General features: G+C 53.3%; 18 protein-coding genes. 12 read left to right on the plus strand and 6 right to left on the minus strand.

Features of this window, described 5'->3' with window-relative positions; genetic code table 11:
• Positions 1 to 327: 327 nt before the first annotated feature.
• From hemQ to ACSZLD_RS11000, 3 genes are all read right to left on the minus strand, one after another.
• Positions 328 to 1,077 (minus strand): hydrogen peroxide-dependent heme synthase, encoded by a 750-nt coding sequence (gene hemQ, locus ACSZLD_RS10990; RefSeq protein WP_444685192.1) that lies wholly within the window; start codon positions 1,075 to 1,077, stop codon positions 328 to 330.
• Between the two features lie 84 nt (positions 1,078 to 1,161).
• The gene (locus tag ACSZLD_RS10995) at positions 1,162 to 1,905 is read right to left on the minus strand and encodes an enoyl-CoA hydratase/isomerase family protein (protein ID WP_444685193.1); all 744 of its coding nucleotides are present in this window, start codon (positions 1,903 to 1,905) and stop codon (positions 1,162 to 1,164) included.
• Positions 1,906 to 1,918: 13 nt separating this feature from the next.
• Positions 1,919 to 3,832: an oxidoreductase gene (locus ACSZLD_RS11000; RefSeq protein ID WP_444685194.1), complete on the minus strand. Its 1,914-nt coding sequence runs from the start codon at positions 3,830 to 3,832 to the stop codon at positions 1,919 to 1,921.
• 188 nt (positions 3,833 to 4,020) lie between these two features.
• Between ACSZLD_RS11000 and pta the strand changes: the two genes are divergently transcribed.
• The 5 genes from pta to ACSZLD_RS11025 all read left to right on the plus strand — a co-directional run bounded on the left by pta (position 4,021) and on the right by ACSZLD_RS11025 (position 10,793).
• Positions 4,021 to 4,995: a phosphate acetyltransferase gene (gene pta / locus ACSZLD_RS11005; RefSeq protein ID WP_377909094.1), complete on the plus strand. Its 975-nt coding sequence runs from the start codon at positions 4,021 to 4,023 to the stop codon at positions 4,993 to 4,995.
• Between the two features lie 436 nt (positions 4,996 to 5,431).
• Entirely contained in the window at positions 5,432 to 7,591 is a 2,160-nt protein-coding gene (locus tag ACSZLD_RS11010) for a malate synthase G (protein WP_444685195.1), read from the plus strand.
• A 69-nt stretch (positions 7,592 to 7,660) separates the two neighbouring features.
• Positions 7,661 to 7,954, plus strand: a complete 294-nt coding sequence (locus ACSZLD_RS11015; protein ID WP_377909096.1) for a hypothetical protein — start codon at positions 7,661 to 7,663, stop codon at positions 7,952 to 7,954.
• Positions 7,955 to 8,031: 77 nt separating this feature from the next.
• Positions 8,032 to 9,294 (plus strand): isocitrate lyase, encoded by a 1,263-nt coding sequence (aceA, locus tag ACSZLD_RS11020; RefSeq protein ID WP_377909165.1) that lies wholly within the window; start codon positions 8,032 to 8,034, stop codon positions 9,292 to 9,294.
• 182 nt (positions 9,295 to 9,476) lie between these two features.
• The gene (locus tag ACSZLD_RS11025) at positions 9,477 to 10,793 is read left to right on the plus strand and encodes a short-chain fatty acid transporter (RefSeq protein ID WP_444685196.1); all 1,317 of its coding nucleotides are present in this window, start codon (positions 9,477 to 9,479) and stop codon (positions 10,791 to 10,793) included.
• Between the two features lie 23 nt (positions 10,794 to 10,816).
• On the opposite strand, the gene ACSZLD_RS11030 is transcribed toward ACSZLD_RS11025, so the two are convergent.
• Positions 10,817 to 11,641 (minus strand): lipoate--protein ligase family protein, encoded by an 825-nt coding sequence (locus ACSZLD_RS11030; protein ID WP_444685197.1) that lies wholly within the window; start codon positions 11,639 to 11,641, stop codon positions 10,817 to 10,819.
• A 165-nt stretch (positions 11,642 to 11,806) separates the two neighbouring features.
• Here ACSZLD_RS11030 and ACSZLD_RS11035 point away from each other — a divergent pair, with 165 nt between their 5' ends.
• Entirely contained in the window at positions 11,807 to 13,111 is a 1,305-nt protein-coding gene (locus ACSZLD_RS11035) for an HD domain-containing protein (protein WP_444685198.1), read from the plus strand.
• Between the two features lie 2 nt (positions 13,112 to 13,113).
• Positions 13,114 to 13,620: a YwgA family protein gene (locus tag ACSZLD_RS11040; protein ID WP_377909100.1), complete on the plus strand. Its 507-nt coding sequence runs from the start codon at positions 13,114 to 13,116 to the stop codon at positions 13,618 to 13,620.
• Between the two features lie 53 nt (positions 13,621 to 13,673).
• Here the strand turns inward: ACSZLD_RS11040 and thmT are convergent, their stop codons facing one another.
• On the minus strand, positions 13,674 to 13,862 hold the full coding sequence (gene thmT / locus ACSZLD_RS11045) for a 2-hydroxymuconate tautomerase (RefSeq protein ID WP_377909101.1): 189 nt from the start codon (positions 13,860 to 13,862) through the stop codon (positions 13,674 to 13,676).
• Between the two features lie 145 nt (positions 13,863 to 14,007).
• Between thmT and ACSZLD_RS11050 the strand changes: the two genes are divergently transcribed.
• On the plus strand, positions 14,008 to 14,541 hold the full coding sequence (locus tag ACSZLD_RS11050; protein WP_377909102.1) for a YwhD family protein: 534 nt from the start codon (positions 14,008 to 14,010) through the stop codon (positions 14,539 to 14,541).
• 326 nt (positions 14,542 to 14,867) lie between these two features.
• Here ACSZLD_RS11050 and ACSZLD_RS11055 read toward each other — a convergent pair whose 3' ends face one another.
• Positions 14,868 to 16,514: an AMP-binding protein gene (locus ACSZLD_RS11055; protein WP_444685199.1), complete on the minus strand. Its 1,647-nt coding sequence runs from the start codon at positions 16,512 to 16,514 to the stop codon at positions 14,868 to 14,870.
• Positions 16,515 to 16,810: 296 nt separating this feature from the next.
• Here ACSZLD_RS11055 and ACSZLD_RS11060 point away from each other — a divergent pair, with 296 nt between their 5' ends.
• The 4 genes from ACSZLD_RS11060 to mbcS are packed head-to-tail and all read left to right on the plus strand — an operon-like array spanning position 16,811 to position 20,917.
• A complete protein-coding gene (locus ACSZLD_RS11060; protein ID WP_444685200.1) occupies positions 16,811 to 17,125 on the plus strand; it encodes a hypothetical protein in 315 nt (104 codons plus the stop codon).
• Entirely contained in the window at positions 17,097 to 18,743 is a 1,647-nt protein-coding gene (locus tag ACSZLD_RS11065) for a solute symporter family protein (RefSeq protein ID WP_444685201.1), read from the plus strand. The genes ACSZLD_RS11060 and ACSZLD_RS11065 overlap by 29 nt, the downstream gene beginning before the upstream one ends.
• 24 nt (positions 18,744 to 18,767) lie before the next feature.
• On the plus strand, positions 18,768 to 19,307 hold the full coding sequence (locus ACSZLD_RS11070; protein WP_377909106.1) for a hypothetical protein: 540 nt from the start codon (positions 18,768 to 18,770) through the stop codon (positions 19,305 to 19,307).
• A 35-nt stretch (positions 19,308 to 19,342) separates the two neighbouring features.
• On the plus strand, positions 19,343 to 20,917 hold the full coding sequence (gene mbcS, locus ACSZLD_RS11075; protein ID WP_444685202.1) for an acyl-CoA synthetase MbcS: 1,575 nt from the start codon (positions 19,343 to 19,345) through the stop codon (positions 20,915 to 20,917).
• The last annotated feature ends 119 nt before the right edge of the window (positions 20,918 to 21,036 follow it).

The raw sequence follows: 21,036 nt of genomic DNA on the forward strand, positions 1-21,036 counted from the left end.
TACCTGGTTAGGACTGCACGATCAGGTTCCATACAGGATAGATCTTCCCCATGAGATGTTTCGATGTTGAATAGGGATGTCAGTCCTTCATCGAATGCATAATAAACGGAAAAAAGCAGTCGCGTCTGTCGTGACGTTTTTCTCCAACAAGCAGTCTAAAGATCCTTTCTCAGGGGTCACCCTGAGAAATAGCTGAAGGACAGCCCACGGCAGGCTCGGTAAGCAGAAGGGAAATACAAACAAACGAATAAACATGTAAGTTGAAAAACTTTTTTAGCAGCCTGAAGAGGGCTCATCCATCGTGGATGAGCCCTCTCTTCTTTACGTTCATTCAGCGATGCTGAAGTATGGCTTAATGTCGCTTTCGTCCATTGTCTGACCGACGTAGAACGTGCCGAAGTCGCCGTAGCGTGCGCTGACTTCGTCAAAGCGCATTTCGTATATGAGCTTCTTAAACTGAAGCACGTCGTGAGCAAACAGTGTCACGCCCCACTCCCAGTCGTCAAATCCGACAGAACCGGAGATGATTTGGCGCACCTTGCCGGCATATGTGCGGCCGATCATGCCGTGGCTGCGCATCATCGTGGAACGCTCTTCCATCGAGAGCATGTACCAGTTGTCATCGCCGTCGCGGCGCTTGTCCATCGGATAGAAGCAGACGTACTTCCACTTTGGAAGGATCGGCTTCAGCCGCGCCTGAATCTCAGGATCCTGCTCCGGATCCTTGTCCGACGGCAGATAGTTACTCAGCTCGACAACCGATACGTAAGAATACGTCGGCGTCGTAAACGCGGCCAGCCGCGTCTTGTTGAATTCATTTTCAAGCTCAATCAGCTCGTCCATCGTCGGACGGAGCCAAAGAATCATCAGGTCTGCTTTTTGGCCGAGAATCGAATACAGCCCGTGGCTTCCTTCGAATTTAGCCTGGGTGTCATCCCATTGTTTTGCGAGCTCCAGAAACTCGTTCAGGATGCTGTCACGCTCAGTCTCGCTCAGCTGCTTCCATTCAGCCCAATTGATCGTGCGGAAATCGTGGTAGCAATACCACCCGTCCAGCGTTTTTGCCGGTTCTGCCATGCTGCTTCACTCCATTTCTTCTTCTGTAAGTAGTCCACCGCTTATTATACCTGTGGAGCGGGGGAGTTCGCAAACAGAGTGATATCAGCGGCTCTTTTGAATAAATGCCTCCAGCGCCTGCTGGTGCGCGCGCGACTTGCCGGCAATGCGCTGTGCACGGACTTCGGCCTCCAGCGTATCCTCAAGAGAAGAGGCTGCACCGGTTTTCATGTTCTGCTTCATCAGGCCGTAGGCCGGAAGCGGCGCAGACACAAGTGCTTTGACCAGTGCTTCCGGCCAGCCGAGGCCGTTCAGGAGTCCGGAGGAGAGGGCTTCCTCGACCGGAATCGTTTTGCCAGTGCCAAATTCAATTGCTTTCCCGAGCCCGACGAGGCGGGGGAGAAAGTAGGAGGCGCCGGCATCCGGAGCAAGACCGATTTTAAGAAAGCTCAGTGCCATCACGCTGTCCTTTTCGGCATAGCGGAAATCGCAGGCAAGCGCCAGGCTCAGCCCTGCTCCGACGGCAATGCCGTTCATGTAAGCGACAATTGGCTTTTCTATCCGATCCATGAGCAGAACGAGGCGGTTGTAGGTTTCCTCTAAATAACTGCCGTGATCAAATGACGCAAGCTCCGTCACCGGAATGCTTTTTAAGTCGGCACCGCTGGAAAAGGAATCGCCGCTGCCGGTTAAGACGATCACACGGACCTCGCTGTCTTCATTCGCCTTCGTAAACGCCTGATACAGCTCCTCGTGCATCTTTTTATTGATCGCGTTTTTAACTTCCGGCCGGTTCATGGAAATCAGCGCTGTACGGTCTTTCACCTCATAGGTTACAGTCGTTTTCATGTGAAGCTCCTCTCTACAGTGCGCGTGCAGTTACGGCACCGTCATAAATCGCTTTTTTTGCATCAAGTCCCAGGGCATCTTTGGCACCGCCGATTACGTGAACGCGGCGTCCGTCTTCTGACAGCTGTTCTGCCAGTTCATGATTGATCAGCTGTCCGGCCGCGGTGATGACCATATCTGCCGGAACGAGCGTGCTTTCTCCTTCAATGGTGATTCGGAGGCCATCTTCTTCTACAGCCTCATACGCTTCCACGCCGCCTGTCATACGAATCCCCTTCTGTTTCATTTCCATAAGCGTGGCCCAGCGTGTCGTTTTCCCGATTCCGCGTGCAAACGAGGTGCCCCGCTGCAGAAGTGTGATATCATGAATCCCTTTGTCGGCAAGAAACAGTGCGAGATCACAGGCAATCCCGCCGCCGCCAATGATAACGATTTTGCCGGAAGGCTGTACCTTTTCATCAAAAATGTCCCGGTAGGAAACGGTCCTCTCTAAGCCGCTGACGTCAGGCTGCCTCGGAAGAATACCGGTCGCAATCACGATGTCATCGGCTTCTTCAAACAGTGGATCTGTTCGTTCCATCGTTTTACCAAGCTGGACGTCCACACCGAGCTTATCAAGCTGGACGCGGAAATAACGCAGCGTTTCGTAAAATTCCTCTTTACCAGGAATCCGCTTGGAGTAGTTGAGCTGTCCGCCAAGCTCGGTGCGGCTGTCGGCGATCGTGACCCGGTGTCCGCGTTCAGCGGCAACGCGCGCTGTTTCAAGACCAGCGGGCCCTGCGCCGACAACAACGATATGCTTCGGCGCTTCGGCACGATGAAGCGGGAGGTCCAGCTCCCGGCCAGCCTCTGGATTGACGAGGCAGGTAGCCGCTTTTCCTTCGAACACGTGATCGAGACACGCCTGATTACAGGCAATACACGTATTAATCTCTTCAAAGCGCCCATCCTGCGCTTTCGATAAGATAGCAGGATCGGCCAAAAACGGACGTGCCATGGACACGAGCTGCACCGTCCCCCGGCTGAGCACTTCCTCAGCGTCGCGCGGATCGTTGATGCGGTTGCTGGCGATCACTGGAATCGAGACGTGTCCGGAAATCCGCTCTGCAACAGGAACGAACTTCATGCGAGGCACTTTCATTGAAATCGTTGGAACACGGGATTCATGCCAGCCGATTCCGATATTCAGCGCATCTGCACCTGCTTCTTCAAGCGCCTGCGCCCAGCGGAGCGTTTCCTCCTCTGTCGTGCTGCCTTCAATTAAATCAAGCCCCGACATGCGGTATACGATAGGATAATCAGCACCGACTGCAGAACGCACGGCTTCCATCACCGCTACAGGCAGGCGCAGTCTTTTTTTAAAAGAACCGCCCCAGTCATCCGTGCGCTGATTCGTAACTGGTGACATAAATTCATTGATTAAATACCCTTCGGATCCCATGATTTCCACCGCATCAAAGCCGGCTTCCTTTGCCCGCACGGCTCCTGCTGCAAATGCACCAATCAGCTGCTCGATTTCTTCTGCAGAGAGCTCTCTAGGCGTATCCGGATTGATCGGCGAGCGGATTGCAGAAGGCGCCACCGGATCCAGGCCGGTCATCTGCTTATACGCGTAGCGGCCCGCGTGAAACAGCTGCAGGGCAATCGCGCCGCCTTCTTCATGGACGGCCTCCGTCATCGGCTTCCACCGCTCTGCATCCTCCGGCTTGTAAATCGTCATAAAATCATGTCCGCCTCCGCTTCCTTCAGGAGACACGGCTGCGCCGCCCGTGACGATCAGTCCCGTGCCATTTGCAGCCCGGCGTCGGTAGAATTCGGTCAGCCTTTCTTCGCCGCGGTCAAGCCCCTCCAGCCCTACATGCATCGAGCCCATCATGACGCGGCTTCTCAGTGTAAGCGTATTCAATTTCAGCGGTTCAAATAGCATACAATACCTCCTTATCGAAATGACTGAATGTTCATTCATTATAGTTCTAGTATACAGGATTTTACTTCAGGAGGAACAGTCTGTTTCAGAAAATTAGAACTTTCCTTCGAAAGCCCTTCCAACGTTTTATTTTTCCTGGCGGAACGGGTATGCTAGTACTAATGTGATGAATTAAAGGAGGAATTTCTGTGAGCGACATGTTTACAGATATAAAAGAACAGGTCCGCAGCGCGAATCCGACGCTCGTATTTCCTGAAGGAACAGACGAACGGATTCTGGAAGCTGCTGTACGGCTGAAAGCGGAGGGCGTTATGAATCCGCTTCTGATTGGGAATGAAGCGGACGTCCTTGCCAAGGCAAAAAGCCTGGAGGTGGATGCCTCCGGACTGACGATACTCGATCCGGAAACGTATGAAGGAATGGACGCTCTGATTGATGCATTTGTAGAGCGCCGTAAAGGAAAGAATACGCGCGAGCAGGCGGCAGAGATCCTGAAGCAGCCGAACTATTTCGGTACAATGCTCGTTTATACAGGAGAAGCGACCGGACTCGTCAGCGGTGCAGCTCATTCTACAGGGGATACGGTCCGTCCAGCCCTGCAGATCATCAAGACAAAAGAAGGCGTGAAGAAAACATCCGGCGTTTTCGTGATGGTTAAAAACGATGAGCGCTATATCTTTGGTGACTGTGCCATTAACATTGCACCAGACGCCGACGATCTGGCAGAAACAGCAGTTGAAGCCGCAAAAACAGCAGAAGTGTTTGGAATCGATCCGAAGGTAGCGATGCTCAGCTTCTCCACGAAAGGCTCTGCGAAGAGCGAGGAAACCGAGCGCGTCGTCGAAGCAACGAGAATCGCCCAGGAGAAAGCACCGGGCGTCACCGTTGACGGTGAGTTTCAGTTTGACGCGGCCTTCGTTTCAAGCGTGGCTGAGAAAAAAGCACCGGACTCTCCGCTGAAAGGACAGGCGAACACGTTTATTTTCCCTAGCCTGGAAGCAGGCAACATCGGCTACAAAATCGCTCAGCGCATGGGCGGCTATGAAGCCATTGGTCCCATACTGCAAGGCCTGAACAAGCCGGTAAACGATCTTTCGCGAGGCTGCAACCAGGAAGACGTATACAAGTTGGCCTTGATTACTGCCATGCAGGGGCTTCAATAATAAATCGAGACATGATCAGAGACGAGCCGGACATCACCGGCTCGTTTTTTTAGCATCAAAAAATAAGTTGACGGTTTGGTTGATTGCTAAGTTGCTGGAAGGTAAGGAACGTTTGCGAGACGTTGTCTCCCTCTATTCGTCAAAACGGTTTAAGCTGCTTTTCGGCGTTGAGTTATTCGAATCAACCGCAGTTGCGTATCGGTTGTCTCAGGTTGTACAGCTAGTACCAGCAGATTCTGAGCTGCGCTTTTTTGTCACAGCGGCCATTGTGTACTACAACACAAGAAAATTCTTTTTTCTTAGAGCCTCAGGTGTTTGGCAGCTCCTTCGAAAAAAAATCCCAAAAAAGTATTGCAATCTTTTTTTGTTGTTATACAATAATAAACATGAAAACAAACTGTTATAAAACAGAAGCATTTGCTTGAAGGAGGTTGTTATGGAAGCGGTAAGAATTGGAAGTCTTCGTGTACATCCAAAGTTGAAAGCGTTTGTAGAAGAAGAGCTTCTGCCGGGAACGGACGTCAGTCCAGAAACCTTTTGGGAAGGAGCAGGCAGGCTGATTAACGGCCTGAAGCCGGAAAACGACAGGCTCCTTGCTGAAAGACGCGCGTTTCAGAAGCAACTCGACAGCTGGTATGAAACACATGATGTTACAGACGATCAGGAAGGGTACTTAAGAGAGATCGGGTATCTGGAGGACGAGCCGGAAGCCTTTACCGTTGAAACGTCAGGCATTGACCAGGAAATCAATCAGCAGCCGGGACCGCAGCTCGTCGTTCCGCTCAGTAACCCACGCTATGTGCTCAATGCAGCAAATGCAAGATGGGGCAGCCTGTATGACTCGCTTTACGGCTCCGATATTCTGTCTGAAGAAAACGGAAAAGAGCGTGGAACAAGCTATAATCCGAAGCGTGGCGAAGACGTAATCCGCTGGGCAAAGGAGATGCTCGACCAGCACATGCCGCTTGCTGACGGAAGCCATGCCGAGGTTCAGCACTACCGCATCCGCAGCGGCAAACTGGAAGCGGAGCTGCCGGATCGCCAAACAACCCTCGCTGCTAACCAGCTGAAGGGCTGGCGCGGGCAGGAAGAAGAGCCGGAAGCCATTTTACTCGAGCATCATCATCTTCATATGGAAATTCAGATTGACCGGAATCACCCGATTGGGAAAACGGATGCCGCCGGAGTAAAGGATATTCTGACTGAAGCAGCGATTACGTCAATCATGGACGCAGAAGACAGCGTAGCTGCTGTTGATACAGAAGAGAAAACAGCAGTGTACAGAAGCTGGCTCGGCTTGATGAAGGGAACGCTTGAAACCTCCTTTACAAAAGGCGGGAGAACGGTTACGAGGAGACTCGAGGAGGATCGAACGTACCGCTCGCCGTCAGGCGGAGACGTCACTCTGTCCGGAAGAGTACTGATGCTCGTCCGAAACGTCGGTCATCTGATGACCACGGATATGATCACACTGGAAGATGGCAGTGAAGCACCGGAGGGAATCATTGATGGGCTCGTTACAGCAGCGGCAGCGCTGCACGACTTAAAAGGAAACAGCCCCTTCCAAAATTCTGTCGAAGGTTCTATCTATATCGTAAAGCCGAAAATGCACGGATCGAAAGAAGTAGCCTTCACGAATCACCTGATGACGGAAATCGAAAAGCTTTACGGACTGGCGGCCAATACGATAAAAATCGGCGTAATGGATGAGGAACGCCGTACATCGCTCAACTTGAAAGCGTGCATCCGTGAAGTCAAAGACCGCATCTTTTTCATTAATACCGGCTTTTTGGATCGGACAGGTGATGAGATCCACACATCCTTCCACGCCGGTCCGATGATCCGCAAGGCAGAAATGAAAGCGAGCAGCTGGCTCGGAAGCTATGAAGAGCAGAACGTGTCAGCCGGCCTGCGCGTCCGGTTGCACGAGCGGGGGCAGATCGGAAAAGGCATGTGGGCCATGCCGGATGAGATGAAGCAGATGATGGAGCAGAAAGATGGTCAGCTGCTTGCAGGCGGGAGCACCGCCTGGGTGCCGTCACCGACCGCAGCTGTCCTGCACGCCCTTCACTACCATCAGGTGGATGTACGGGAGGTGCACCGCAGCAAGCTGGAGCAGGAGCCGCCGCAGTCGCGAATGCTTGACGTGCCGGTAGCCGCAGACCGCAGCTGGTCTGCTGAAGAGATTCAGGCGGAGCTTGAGAACAATGCCCAGGGTATTCTCGGCTACGTTGTCCGCTGGGTCGAGCACGGGATCGGCTGCTCGAAGGTGCCGGATATTCACGGCACGAACTTGATGGAGGACCGTGCAACGCTGCGCATCTCCAGCCAGCACATCGCCAACTGGCTTGCACACGGTGTTTGCAGCGAAGACCAGGTGCGGCAGGTGATGGCGAAAATGGCTGCACTCGTCGACAAACAGAATGCGGACGATCCGGAATACCGGTCGATGACCGCAGATCTGGAGCGGTCAGACGCGTTCCAGGCAGCTCTCGAGCTTGTGCTTGAAGGGGGCCGCCAGCCGAACGGCTATACGGAGCCGATTCTTCACCGGCGCCGCCGCGAGTTTAAGCAGCGGCAGTACGTCAGTCAGTAACAACAGCCGCCGGCCGGGGGAAGTCCCCCGGAGCGGGCGGGATCTTATTTCAGAGAGGGGTAGAGGAACATGCTGACAAAACAACGCTCGACCGCAAAGGAATTAGCAGCCAAGTGGGTTGCCCAGCAGCAGGAAAACGGGAGAACAGCAGGGGAGCTGCATCAAACCATGTTCGTCTACGGAGATGATGTGATGCAAGTCGACATGAACGAGAACAAGGAACTGCATATCACGGATCGGACGCCGCAAAAAGTCGTCGTATTCCGTAAACCGGAGCCGGAGCCGGGTCACATTTGCCGATGCTGCTCAATGGAATATGATCATGAAAAGGATGCCCTGCACTGCTGCGCGTATATCGACTGATTTTTTACGGATCATTTGTTATATAACAATACAAATAAAATTAATCTGTATAGTACAGAAGAGGAGAGTGGATGAGAATGACAACACGCGAAGAGCTAATGAACCAGTGGAACACGGAACGATTTGAAGGGGTGGAGCGTCCATATTCCCCGGAGGAAGTATTGAAGCTGCGAGGATCCGTGAAAATTGAACATACGCTTGCCAGAATGGGTGCTGACAGACTGTGGAGGCTGATGGACGAAGAGGACTACATCAATGCGCTCGGTGCCCTCACTGGGAACCAGGCTATGCAGCAGGTGAAAGCAGGCCTGCAGGCGATCTACTTAAGCGGCTGGCAAGTAGCAGCTGACGCCAACCTCTCCGGTCAAATGTACCCGGATCAGAGCCTGTACCCGGCAAACAGCGTGCCGAACGTCGTAAAGAAAATCAATCAGACGCTGCAGCGGGCAGATCAAATTCAGACGGCAGAAGGAGAAGGCGACACGCACTGGTTTGCTCCGATCGTTGCAGATATGGAAGCTGGATTTGGCGGACCGCTGAATGTGTTTGAACTGACAAAGCAGATGATTGAAGCAGGGGCTGCCGGGGTACACTTGGAGGATCAGCTCTCTTCCGAGAAAAAGTGCGGACACCTTGGCGGGAAAGTGCTGCAGCCGACGCAGGTGGCGGTGCGCAACCTGATATCCGCCCGTCTCGCGGCAGACGTAATGGATATTCCGACGATCATCGTTGCCCGTACGGATGCGAATGCGGCTAACCTGATTACGAGCGACATCGATCCGGCAGACCATGAGTTCCTGACCGGTGAGCGCACGCCGGAAGGCTTCTACCGCACAAACCCAGGAATCGACCAGGCGATCGCGCGCGGACTCGCATATGCTCCTTACGCTGATCTAATCTGGTGTGAGACGAGCGAGCCGGACCTTGATGAAGCTCGTCAGTTCGCAGAAGCGATTCATGCGAAGTTCCCCGGCAAAAAGCTTGCGTACAACTGCTCTCCTTCCTTCAACTGGAAGAAGAAGCTCGATGACGAAACGATTGAAAAATTCCAGCGTGAGCTTGGCAAAATGGGCTACAAATTCCAGTTCGTAACGCTTGCCGGCTTCCATGCGCTGAACCACAGCATGTTTGAGCTTGCTCTTGATTACAAGGATCGCGGCATGGCAGCTTACTCCAAGCTGCAGCAGGCAGAGTTTGCTTCTGAGAAAGACGGCTACACGGCAACCCGCCACCAGCGGGAAGTAGGTACAGGCTACTTTGACGAAGTGTCTCAAGTCATTTCCGGCGGTACGTCTTCCACGCTCGCACTGGCGCAATCTACCGAAAGCTCCCAGTTCTAAAAAGCGCGATAAACGATTTTGGAAAGCGGCACCGTGTATACGGCGCCGCTTTCGTTTGCTTTGAGAAAAAAAGAGGAATACGCATTCCCGCAGCGAACTAGTCATGAAGAGGCCGCTTTTTCAGCGGTCTTTTTGCTGCGCTTTATTGTAAGCGCTATCATGATACATAGGAGGACATACAGATGAAGATGCTTACGTCTTTTTCTACCCGGCTGATGCAGCGGTATTTGCCGGATCCGTATTTGTTTGTGCTCGTGCTCACAATGGTCGTATTCGGCATGGGACTTCTGCTCACGCCCAGTACCCCGGTGGAGATGGTCGTTTACTGGGGCGAAGGCTTCTGGGATCTGCTCGAGTTCGCGATGCAGATGGTACTCGTGCTCGTCACCGGCTATGTGCTGGCGAGCAGCCGTCCGTTTAAAAAAGGATTGGATCAGCTGGCGCGTACGGCACATTCACCCGGTCAGGCCATTGTTGTCGTAACGCTCGTTGCGCTTCTGGCAAGCTGGATCAACTGGGGATTCGGCCTTGTCATCGGAGCTCTTTTTGCCAAAGCGCTGGCGCGGCGGATCGCGAAGGTGGACTATCGGCTGCTGATTGCAAGTGCATACAGCGGTTTTATCGTCTGGCACGGAGGTCTTGCCGCCTCCATTCCACTAACAGTAGCGACGCCGGGCCACTTTACCGAAGACATTGTCGGCATTATTCCAACGAGCGAAACGATTTTTGCTCCGTTTAACTTGATGATCGTTGCGGCGCTGTTTATTACAGTGCCGATATTAAACCGGTTTATGATGAATGAAAAAGAGGCCGTTCACGTCGATCCGAAGCTGATTGAGGAAAAAGAAGCGGAAAAGCCGGCTGATAAAGCCGAACAGACACCGGCGCAGCGGCTTGAAAACAGCAGGGTGCTCTCGCTGGTGATCGGTGGAATGGGACTCGTTTTCATCGGCTATTACCTGCTGACTGCCGGATTGGATTTGAACTTGAACATCGTAAACTTTATGTTTTTGTTTCTTGGTATTCTTTTTCATGGAACGCCGCACCATTATCTGGCCAGCGTGGCAGAAGCAGTGCGGAATGCAGGGGGTATCATCATCCAGTTTCCGTTTTACGCAGGCATCATGGGCATGATGGTCGCGTCGGGGCTTGCCGTGCAGTTTTCGGAATGGTTTGTGTCGATGTCGACGGAGGTCACGTATCCACTGTTTGCCTTTTTAAGCGCAGGGATCGTTAACTTCTTCGTCCCGTCCGGCGGCGGACAGTGGGCGGTGCAGGCGCCAATTATGCTCTCTGCAGGAGAATCACTCGGCGTAGATCCGGCGAGAACGGCGATGGCTGTTGCCTGGGGAGACGCCTGGACGAACATGGTCCAGCCGTTTTGGGCGCTGCCGGCACTCGCCATTGCCGGGCTCAGTGCCCGTGATATTATGGGCTTTTGCATATGGGTGCTGTTCCTGAGCGGAGCGGTGATCGGGCTGGGGCTCGTTTTTCTTTAACCAACGGCGAAAGGCTGTTCCGCTCAGCGGGACAGCCTTTCGTTCCGTTTTTTCATACGCTCCAGGTGGTAGCGGTAGCGTTCTTCTTCCTGCGCCCCCCATGAAAACAGCGGGATTCGGCCGTTGCCGAGCGTGTTGTGAATCCGGTCGGTCACCTCTTGATTCGTGAGCGGCTGCTGCATGAGCTCTTCCAGCGAGGCCATGTCTTCCGGACGAATCGACGGATAGCTGTAGCGAACCTCGCCGCCGCGGACAGCAGTATCGTAAAAGCGGCGGATAACCTCTGCCCGCTCTGAGCCGCTTCCGCTCACAGCGAGATAAATCTGTACGGCGATACCGCCGCGGATCCGTCTCTGGGAAATACCGGCGAATTTCCGGCCGTTTACGCTCAGGTCAAACCGTCCCGGACAGTAGGAAGCAGGGATTTCCCCATCAACGATGCGTTCGCCGAGCTCGGGAAACAGCTTGCGAGTCAGCGCCACCATTGTTTCGTAGCCGCGGTCAATGGTCAGGCCCCGCTCTTCAGACAGCACGAGGGAAATGTTGTAGATGCCTGCGTCCAGCACGACCGCAAGCCCCCCGGAATTGCGGACGATAACGTGATAGCCGTCGTCCATCAATTGGGCGATGCCCTTTTCAATAGAAGGAAGGCGGCTGTCCTGGATGCCGAGCACGATGGTGCGGTCGTGTACCCACGTTCGCACGAAGCCGCTGTTCACGTATTTTGCTGCAGCTTCGCAGAGCGTGTCATCCATCGCAAACGAGTGCACCGGATCGAGATCCAGGCCTGTAACAGACTCGTCTACAAGCTGCCACGGTCTGGTTAAAATCATTTCGGTATCAGTCAACGGGATTCTTCCTCTCTCATCAGTTTCCGCCGCTCATTATACCACAGTGGAGGTGAAAAACTCATTGTCGGGACAGGTGGGGAACGGTACAATAAAACATGTCTAACAAAAGGGAGTGCAGGGAATAACACAGCAAGGGGAAATTGGAGTCAGGGAGGATACAGCATGGAGTACGATGACGGTCAGCTGACGGAAGAAAAAGTATTTAAAGACCCGGTACACCGGTACATACATGTCCGCGATGATCTGATCTGGAAGCTGATCGGAACGCGCGAATTTCAGCGGCTGCGGCGAATCCGGCAGCTCGGTACGACCTACGTCACCTTTCACGGAGCCGAGCACACCCGGTTCAACCACTCGCTCGGCGTCTATGAGATTATGCGCCGCATGGTGGAAAATCTGGAAAAGAAAATGACCTGGGAGGAAGAGGAGCGCCTCGTCTGCCTGGCCGCGGCGCTTTTGCACGATGTCGGCCACGGTCCTTTCTCCCATTCCTTCGAGAAAGTGTTCGATACCGATCACGAAGAGTGGACGAGGCGGATTATTTTAGGCGATACGGAAATTAACCGCGTGCTCCTGCAAATGGGAGAAGCCTTTCCAAAAAAGGTGGCAGATGTCATCGCCAAGACCTACGACAATAAACTCGTCGTAAGCCTCATCTCAAGCCAGATTGATGCGGACCGAATGGACTATCTGCTCCGGGATGCGTTTTATACCGGCGTCAGCTACGGGCAGTTTGATATGGAGCGGCTGCTGCGCGTCATGCGTCCGGGAGAGGATCAGGCCGTGTTTAAGCACAGCGGCATGCACGCGGTGGAGGATTACATTTTGAGCCGCTACCAAATGTACTGGCAGGTCTATTTTCATCCGGTAACCCGGAGTGCGGAAGTCATTTTAAGCAAAATTTTAAACCGGGCCAAGGCGTTGCTTGCCGAAGGCTATACGTTCCGGCTCGATCCGTATCACTTTCGGTCCCTGTTTCAATCGACGATGACGCTTGAGGAATACATCCGGCTCGACGAATCGGTTATCATGTATTATTTTCAGGAATGGATCGAGGAGCAGGATGAAATTTTAAGCGATTTATGCGGGCGTTTTATGGACCGCCATCTGTTTAAGTACGTAGAGTGCGACCCGAGTGAACAGCTGAAAATCTGGCCGGAGCTGAAGCGGTTGTATAAGGAAATCGGTCTCGACCCCGACTATTATCTGGTGATTGACTCGTCGTCAGACCTTCCGTACGATTTTTACCGGCCGGGCGAAAAGGACGAGCGGATGCCGATTAACCTGCTCATGCCGGACGGCTCTCTGCGGGAACTGTCTCGGGAATCGGATATCGTAGAGGCGATATCAGGTAAAAAGCGAACGGATCACAAGCTTTACTTTCCATATGATGTATTAGCCGATCAGGGTAAATACAAAGAACAGAAGCAGCGGATTTTAGAGCTGCTGCATCAACAGGAGGGATAATTGTGCTGCTTGAACACGCCAAGCTGCTGGCTATGCTGAAAAACACAGGCAGCATTGCCGGACGTAAAAAACTTCAGAAGATGGTGTATATCGCCAAGCGGATGAAGCAGCCGTTCCGGGAAAAGTTTCAGTTCCATATGTACGGACCTTACTCCGAGGAGCTGACGCTGCAGGTGGAAGAGATGTGCAACGCATCGTTTGTGGAAGAAGTGAAAGAAAAAATCAGCGGCTATTATCAGTACCGCTACAGTCTGTCAGACAAAGGAGAATCTTTTTTGCACGCAGTGCTGGATGAAGAAGAGCCGATCGATTCTCAGCTCATGCAGGAGCTGAACGGCTGCTCCTCTAAATTTTTGGAACTCGTCTCCACCGTCCTTTATTTCGATGAACTGCCGCGGGAGCAGGTGGAGGAAAAAATATACCGTCTGAAAGCGCGCCAGAATTACCAGGAAGCAGACATTGAGGACGCCTACGCCTTTATTCAAAAGCTGAAGCAGCGGGCACGCTGACAAAAACCCGGCATCGCGGTGGTCCGCATGCCGGGTTTGCTGCTGATAAGAGCTTACACGCTGTCGCTCGCGCGCTTGCCGCCCTGGCCGTAGTTGGCCGGATTCATTTCTTCAATCACGACGGTTACCCGCTCAGCCGGAGCCTGTGTGGTACTTGTGACAGCTTCTGTCACCTTTTCAACGAGCGCTTTTTTCTGGTCATCCGTGCGGCCTTCGAGAAGTTGTACGGTTACAATCGGCATTGCAATTCCTCCTTTAAGATAGGTGCGTTCCCCTGTAAGTATACGGTAAAGCAAGCCGGAAATCACATCATCAATGTTTTCAGGAAATCAGCCGGATGTGATAAACTGAAATGAGACACACGTGGAATAAAAGGAGGCGGCCTACATGAATGAAGCAGACCGTAAGAAAAACGAGAAAATCAAAAAAATGAGCGGCAATTTTAATATTTTATCGAATGATTCGACAGATGGGCACGGAGGCTACGGCGTTGGGACGATCAATCTGAATAACATGACGCCGGTCTTTGTCGACCCGGAGGAAGGAAAAGCCTTTATCGACATGGGGGCGCTGCATGCGCGCAGTGAAGTGGAGAAGCGGATCAAGTTTTTGAAGGATAAGGCCGAAGTGCCGAACGGCAAGCTGTACTGGCTCGTCTGGGTTACCGTAGAGCATCTGGAAGGAAAGCCTGCCTATACAGGCGTCGGCGCCTGTGAAATGACCGTGGACCGCTCGATCCGCCGCGGCTATAAAAGCATGCCTGAGCACGTCAACAACATGGACAAATCCCTTAAAGGCAAAATCGCTGTGGAGCAAATGGACGACGTATCCAAGCAGGTGCTGCGCGACTTTCTGATTGAGTTCAACAGCGACTTCTGGGAAGCATCGTCCGATGAGCTGAAGAACGGCCTCAGCACGTAAAAAGAAGAAGCTGCCCGGCTGTTTACCAGCGGGCAGCTTGTTTCACGTTTCCTGCCGGAGCGTGTCAGCGCAGGGGCTGTCGGCACCAGCTCTGCAGATGGAACATCTGTTTGTGAACATACTGTGAACGGTGCCGGAATCGCTTGCGAAAAGCCGGGAATATCTAGTAAACTAGGGAACACACGCAACATACTAAGACAGGAAAGCAGACGAAGGTGGACCCACACACATCCCTTTCGTCTGTTTTTCTGTCTGCAGATAAAAAACGGATCCGCTCAGAGAGCCGGGTCCGCTTTTTTCGTTTACGAGAGGGCATTCCAGTACACTTACCGGCTCTGCTCTTCTTTCAGCGCAATGCTTTCCTGCTTGAGCTTATACTTCTGAATTTTTCCTGAAGCGGTCATCGGATACTCGTCGCAGAACGTAATGAAGCGCGGGATTTTGAAGTGGGAAATGCTGCCGCGGCAATACTCGCGGATCTCTTCCGCTTCGGCTGTTTCACCTTCCTTGAGCCGGATCCAGGCAACAATCTCCTCGCCGTATTTCTCATCCGGTACGCCGACGATTTGCACGTCGAGAATTTTTGGATGCTGGTACAAGAATTCCTCAATTTCACGAGGATAAATGTTTTCGCCGCCGCGGATGATCATATCCTTCAGCCGGCCGGTGATGCTGAAATAGCCATTTTCATCCTGCACAGCCAGGTCTCCGGTATACAGCCAGCCGTCGCTGTCGATCGCATTTTCCGTTTCCTCTGCGTTATTGTAATAGCCGCGCATGACATGGTAGCCGCGCGTCACCAGCTCGCCCTGATCGCCGTTCGGCACTTCCTCACGCGTTCCTGGACGCACAACTTTCGCTTCTACGTTAGGCAGCGTGCGTCCCACCGTGGATACGCGGACGTCGAGCGGATCGTCCGTCCGCGTCTGCGTGATGACCGGAGACGATTCCGTCTGCCCGTAGGCAATCGTAATTTCAGATGCTCCCATGTCGTTGACAACCGCCTTCATCACTTCTATCGGACAATTGGAGCCGGCCATGATGCCTGTTCGGAGCGACGACAGGTCATAGGACGCAAAGTCCGGATGATTCAGTTCGGCAATAAACATGGTCGGAACGCCGTGGAGCGCTGTACACCGCTCCTTGGAAACAGCGTCGAGCACCAGCTCCGGGTCGAACTCCTGTACTGGTACAATCGTCGCTCCGGCATTAAATGCCGCGAGTATCCCGAGCACACAGCCGAAGCAGTGGAAAAACGGCACAGGAATGCACATGCGGTCATCCTTTGTCAGCTTCATGCACTCAGCGATATTCAACCCGTTGTTCACAATGTTGGAGTGCGTGAGCATGACGCCTTTTGGAAAGCCTGTCGTCCCGGACGTGTACTGCATATTAATCACGTCGGACGGATCAAGCGAGGCGAACTGCTGATCGAGCTCCGCTTCTGAGACAGCTTCGGCAGCGTCTGCCACGTCTTCCCAAGAGTAGGTACCGGGATAGCGGTTGTCGCCCAATACGATGACGCGCTTTAAATGAGGGAGCTTTGCAGCCTGCAGGTTTCCAGGCTCAGCCTGCTCCAGCTCCGGTGCGATGGCATATAAAATATCGATATAGGACGTTCCCTTGTACGACTCCATTAAAATCAGCGTGGAGCTTTCTGACTGCTGCAGCAAATACTCCAGCTCTGCTTTCTGGTAGCTCGTGTTTACCGTGACGAGTACCGATCCCATCAGCCCGGTCGCAAATTGAGTTTCGACCCACTCCGGACGATTAGTCGCCCAGACGGCAGCATGATCGCCTTTTTTCATCCCGATGCCCATGAAACCTCGGGCAGTGCGGCGCGCACGCTCGTAAAACTGCTGATACGACCAGCGCAGACCTCGGTCCGGATAGACGACAGCCTCGTGATCCGGATAGGCCGCGGCTTTTTCTGCAAGTAAACCTCCAACTGTCACACTGCGGATCTCTGCCATATGTAACTAACCTCCATGCGGGATCTGAACGCCCGCTCAGAATGAATGCTACTCCTATTATAAGCAATTTTCTGACAAAAAGAAAACGCTTTCAGTAAAATAAGACGAATGACTTATACCAGGTCGTAAAGCGAAGAAAATTAAAATATCTAAAAATTGAAAACATATTGACACTTTTTATTGAAAGCGATTACAATTTAACACATGTACTAGAACAGAAATTGGGAAAGGAGGAAATCAGAGTTACTTCGACTGAACAGTCAGTCAGAATTTCAATCATGAATGGGGGGATCCGCTTGAGAGCGTATCGTATGGAGGTCAGGTTTACGGTCATCATGACGCTGTTAATGGTTGCTGCCGGTAATGTCGCACTCTTCTTTTCCATATTTCCGGTGCAGGGCATGCTGTTCGGCTTTCCAATTATGTACATCATCCCGATTTTATCCGGCTGGTTTGGCATCCTGTTTCTTGCTGTCCTGGCCAATCATTTCGGCAATAAGATCGACGCGGAAATAGAGAAGGCGAATGAAGAAGAGATAGAGGAGCTGGAACAGAGATCAGAAGGAATGGGGGAAATGGAAGATGGAAGAGACTGCATGGCAGTTAAGTAATCCAATACTTGGGATCGTCGCAATCATTGCGATGTTTGTATTGTTTTATGTCGTCAGCTTCATTTCGAATAAAAAGAGTCAGTCCGTCGCAGATCTTTACGTTGCAGGTTCTACGATCGGTCCGGTTACGAACGGACTGGCCATGGCTTCTACATACATGAGCCTGGCGACGTTTCTTGGCATCACTGCACTGATTCTTGAGCTTCAGGTGCCGTTTATCATGCTGTGGATTCAGCTGATCTTATCGATTCCGCTCATCACGATTATTTACGGAACGAGCCTTCGCCGCATGGGCGCATTCTCCCCGACGCACTTTATCCGGGAACGCTACGGCGTCAGTGCGTCTATTATCGCCGCGCTGTTTATGATTCTCGTTTCCTTGATGTACGCGCTTGGACAGATGATCGGGGTGGCCCTCGCCTTTGAAATGGTGCTCGGGATCCCGTACCTGCCGGGGCTTTTGATCGGGGGTCTCCTGATAGTCGGCTACGTCACGATCGGCGGGATGGCAGGAGCATCGAACAACGCTGCCATTCAGATGGTCATCATCGCGCTTATGTTTATTATTCCGCTCGGAGCGATTATGAAGGCAGTCGGCGGAAGCGGATGGTTTTTCCCGCCGCTCCTCTATGCGGATATGGTGCCGGCGATGGTCGATGCCATGCCGGGATTCTTTGACTACCAGTTCTCTCCGAAATGGTACGTCAGCCTGATCGGCCTGACGATCGGGTCACTCGGCCTGCCGCACCTGGCTATGCGGATTTACACCGCCTCCAACTTAAAGTCGGCGCGGAACGCAATGGTCTGGTTCACCTTTATTATCGGCCTCGTCTTCTCCGCAACCTATGCGATGGGCTTTGTCGGCGTATACGCCACACAGACGCAGGGAGTGTCTATTTCATCTACCGACGCGGATAAATTAACGCTCATTTTGAACCTCGTTTACAATCCGGAATGGGTGACCGCCCTTGTTATTGCAGGTGCGATCGCAGCCGGACTGTCGACGATAAGCGGAAACCTGCTGGCGATCGGCGCCCTGTTGTCTCAGGACATCATCACGACGCTCAAGCCGTCCATTCCAACGAAAATGCGCGTGAAGCTCGGCTACGCTGCCATTTTCACCGGGGGTATTGTGAGCATTCTGCTGGCGATTAACCCGCCGGCCTTCCTCGTCGTCAGTATTCTCTGGGCGTTCGGGCTTGCCGGAGTAACCAATGCACCGCTAATTATCGTCGGCGTCTGGTGGAAGGAAGCAAACAAGTACGGGGCTATGGCAGCTTCGGTCATTGGCGGGCTGATTTACATTATCGTTTCTCCGTTCGTCTTTCCTTCTGTCGTCATCACCGGACACGGAGTGACGGACGGCATGGGCTTATCCGGCGCGATGCTTGCCATTCCGATCAGCTTCGTTCTGCTCATCGTCGTGTCGTATGTCACAAACCGGATGCCGTCCCTGTCCAGGCATTTAACGCCTGATGCGGATAAGCGTTTGATTGAACGGATTCACGGATGGTCCAACGTACATCCGCAGCGGTATAACAGCCAGCTCGGTGCCGCAATTACCGTCATTCTTTTTTCTGCAGTAGCTGTATGGGCGTTGTTCCCATGGAATATGTAGAGCAGTAGTCAGGAGGCCGCTTTGATGACCGTAGCACGTATGCTGTTTATGCAGCAGGACGCCTATCAGACATTTTTAGAAAAGGAAAACAGCGCCGTGCTCGTCCGGCTGCTCATTTTGACAGTCGGTCTGCTTTACGGGACAGCGGGCATTCTAGCCAACCTGTCGTTTATTGCGGACTTTGACGCAGCCTTTTTGCAGTACGGATTAGCGCCGCTCATCTTTATCCTGTTCGGCCTGTTCACAGCATGGCTTTCACGGATCGGACTCGGGCTGCTGCTCTGGGCCGGGGCACGCGGATTCGGCGGACCGGGACGCGTGCGAGAGGTCAGCCGCATGAGTGCTGTCATACTCGTGCCGGGTCTGCTCGCGGTACCGCTCATGACCGGTCTGCTTGCCGGTCCTGCTGCGGCAGTGCTCGCAGCCGCCGGCATTACCTGGATGACAGTCGCGGGTATACACGTATTGATGACGACGCAGCAGTTTTCTAAAGGAAAAGCAGCGGCCGCAGCCGCTGCAGTTGTTATTTTCTTTTCAAGCATCTTTTATTTATTTCTCCCATAGCACCGCTGTGGGCATCATCATGAGGAGGGGCATGCATGCAAACGACTGAACTGATAGCACCAGAACAATACAATATTTCCGAAGAGGTGGACCGCCACCAGGACAGCACGACGCTGGCCGTCCGCTGGCGCGACCAGGCAGGCAACCGGCGGGATGTGACCTACCGGGAGCTGACAGAGCGGACGAACCAGTTTGCACGGGCGCTGCAGTCGCTCGGCCTGCAGAAGGGGGATAAAGTACTCGTTCTGCTGCCGCGGATTCCAGAGGCATACATGACCTATCTTGGCTGTCTGCGCGCCGGTATCGTCGCCGTTCCTTGCTCCGATATGCTGCGAAAAAAGGATTTGCAGTACCGGGTGGAGCACTCCGGCGCAAAAGCGGTTATTGCCTATCATGAAAGCACGGGCGAAGTAAACAGAATGGAGACCGAAGAGAAGTTGCACAGGCTGATCGTCGGCGGAGAAGAGATCGGCTGGGAGCGGCTCGAATCCCTCGCGGAACAGGAGCCTGCTGATGCGCTGAAGCTGGAAACGACGCGTGATGATATGGCATTTCTATCGTACACGTCGGGAACGACGGGAAATCCGAAAGGCGTGGTGCATACGCACGGCTGGGGCTATGCCCACGTACGGACTGCTGCAAGGGAATGGCTCGGCGTCCGCGAAGGCGACGTCGTCTGGGCGACGGCAGCGCCTGGCTGGCAAAAATGGATTTGGAGCCCGTTTCTCTCCACGATTACGCTCGGAGCAACCGCCTACGTTTACCACGGTCCGTTCGATGCGGAAACGTACCTGCAGATGATGGAGGACGAGAAAATCAACGTTCTCTGCTGCACGCCGACCGAATACCGGATTATGGCGAAGCTCGACAAGCTCAGCTCCTACGACCTCTCCGCGCTGAAGAGTGCCGTTTCAGCAGGAGAGCCGCTGAACCGCCCGGTGATCGACGCCTTCCGTGAAGCTTTTCAAATCGAAGTCCGCGACGGCTACGGCCAGACGGAAAACACGCTGCTCGTCTGCAACGTGCAGGGGATGGAAGTGAAGCCTGGATCGATGGGACGCCCGACGCCGGGCAACCAGGTGGACATCGTCGACGAATCTGGCAGCCCGGCACCATCCGGCGAGGTTGGAGATATTGCCGTACACAGGGACTGCCCGGCGCTGTTCCGTGAATATTACCTCGATCCGGAGCGGACGCAGGCAGCGTTCCGCGGCGACTGGTACATCACCGGTGACCAGGCGGTAAAGGATGAAGACGGCTACTTCTGGTTTAAAGGGCGCAGCGATGACATCATCATCAGCTCCGGCTATACGATCGGACCATTTGAAGTCGAGGATGCGCTATTGAAGCATCCGGCGGTACGCGAATGTGCCGTCGTCGCCTCACCGGACGAAACGCGGGGGCACGTCGTGAAGGCTTTTATCGTACTGCGGGAAAAGTCCGATAAGCCGGAAGAAGAGCTGGTCAAGGAGCTGCAGGATCACACGAAGCAGATGACGGCACCGTACAAGTATCCGCGCCGCATCGAATTCATGGAAGAACTGCCAAAAACGACTTCCGGCAAAATCCGCCGCATTGAGCTGCGGCTGCAGGAGCTTGGAGAATCATAAACCGAACCGCCCCGGAAGCACCGGGGCGGTTTTTCTTTAGCCGAATATTCATAGAAAAGATTAAAAGGCGTGTGTGGGAAACCGAAGCAAAAGCTGCACAACGCAGTTAGAAACAAACG

The sequence above is a fragment of the Alkalicoccus luteus genome, from assembly GCF_052061695.1.
Classification (GTDB): domain Bacteria; phylum Bacillota; class Bacilli; order Bacillales; family Salisediminibacteriaceae; genus Alkalicoccus; species Alkalicoccus luteus.

What these genes read in the sequence shown, in the direction of transcription:
- hemQ (WP_444685192.1), bottom strand. Translation starts at nt 1,077, where the DNA reads ATGGCAGAACCGGCAAAAACGCTGGACGGGTGGTATTGCTACCACGAT.
- aceA (WP_377909165.1), top strand. Translation starts at nt 8,032, where the DNA reads ATGACAACACGCGAAGAGCTAATGAACCAGTGGAACACGGAACGATTT.
- ACSZLD_RS11050 (WP_377909102.1), top strand. Translation starts at nt 14,008, where the DNA reads ATGAATGAAGCAGACCGTAAGAAAAACGAGAAAATCAAAAAAATGAGC.
- ACSZLD_RS11055 (WP_444685199.1), bottom strand. Translation starts at nt 16,514, where the DNA reads ATGGCAGAGATCCGCAGTGTGACAGTTGGAGGTTTACTTGCAGAAAAA.
- ACSZLD_RS11035 (WP_444685198.1), top strand. Translation starts at nt 11,807, where the DNA reads ATGGAGTACGATGACGGTCAGCTGACGGAAGAAAAAGTATTTAAAGAC.
- ACSZLD_RS11015 (WP_377909096.1), top strand. Translation starts at nt 7,661, where the DNA reads ATGCTGACAAAACAACGCTCGACCGCAAAGGAATTAGCAGCCAAGTGG.
- ACSZLD_RS11070 (WP_377909106.1), top strand. Translation starts at nt 18,768, where the DNA reads ATGACCGTAGCACGTATGCTGTTTATGCAGCAGGACGCCTATCAGACA.
- ACSZLD_RS11025 (WP_444685196.1), top strand. Translation starts at nt 9,477, where the DNA reads ATGAAGATGCTTACGTCTTTTTCTACCCGGCTGATGCAGCGGTATTTG.
- mbcS (WP_444685202.1), top strand. Translation starts at nt 19,343, where the DNA reads ATGCAAACGACTGAACTGATAGCACCAGAACAATACAATATTTCCGAA.
- ACSZLD_RS11000 (WP_444685194.1), bottom strand. Translation starts at nt 3,832, where the DNA reads ATGCTATTTGAACCGCTGAAATTGAATACGCTTACACTGAGAAGCCGC.
- ACSZLD_RS11010 (WP_444685195.1), top strand. Translation starts at nt 5,432, where the DNA reads ATGGAAGCGGTAAGAATTGGAAGTCTTCGTGTACATCCAAAGTTGAAA.
- ACSZLD_RS10995 (WP_444685193.1), bottom strand. Translation starts at nt 1,905, where the DNA reads ATGAAAACGACTGTAACCTATGAGGTGAAAGACCGTACAGCGCTGATT.
- ACSZLD_RS11065 (WP_444685201.1), top strand. Translation starts at nt 17,097, where the DNA reads ATGGAAGAGACTGCATGGCAGTTAAGTAATCCAATACTTGGGATCGTC.
- thmT (WP_377909101.1), bottom strand. Translation starts at nt 13,862, where the DNA reads ATGCCGATTGTAACCGTACAACTTCTCGAAGGCCGCACGGATGACCAG.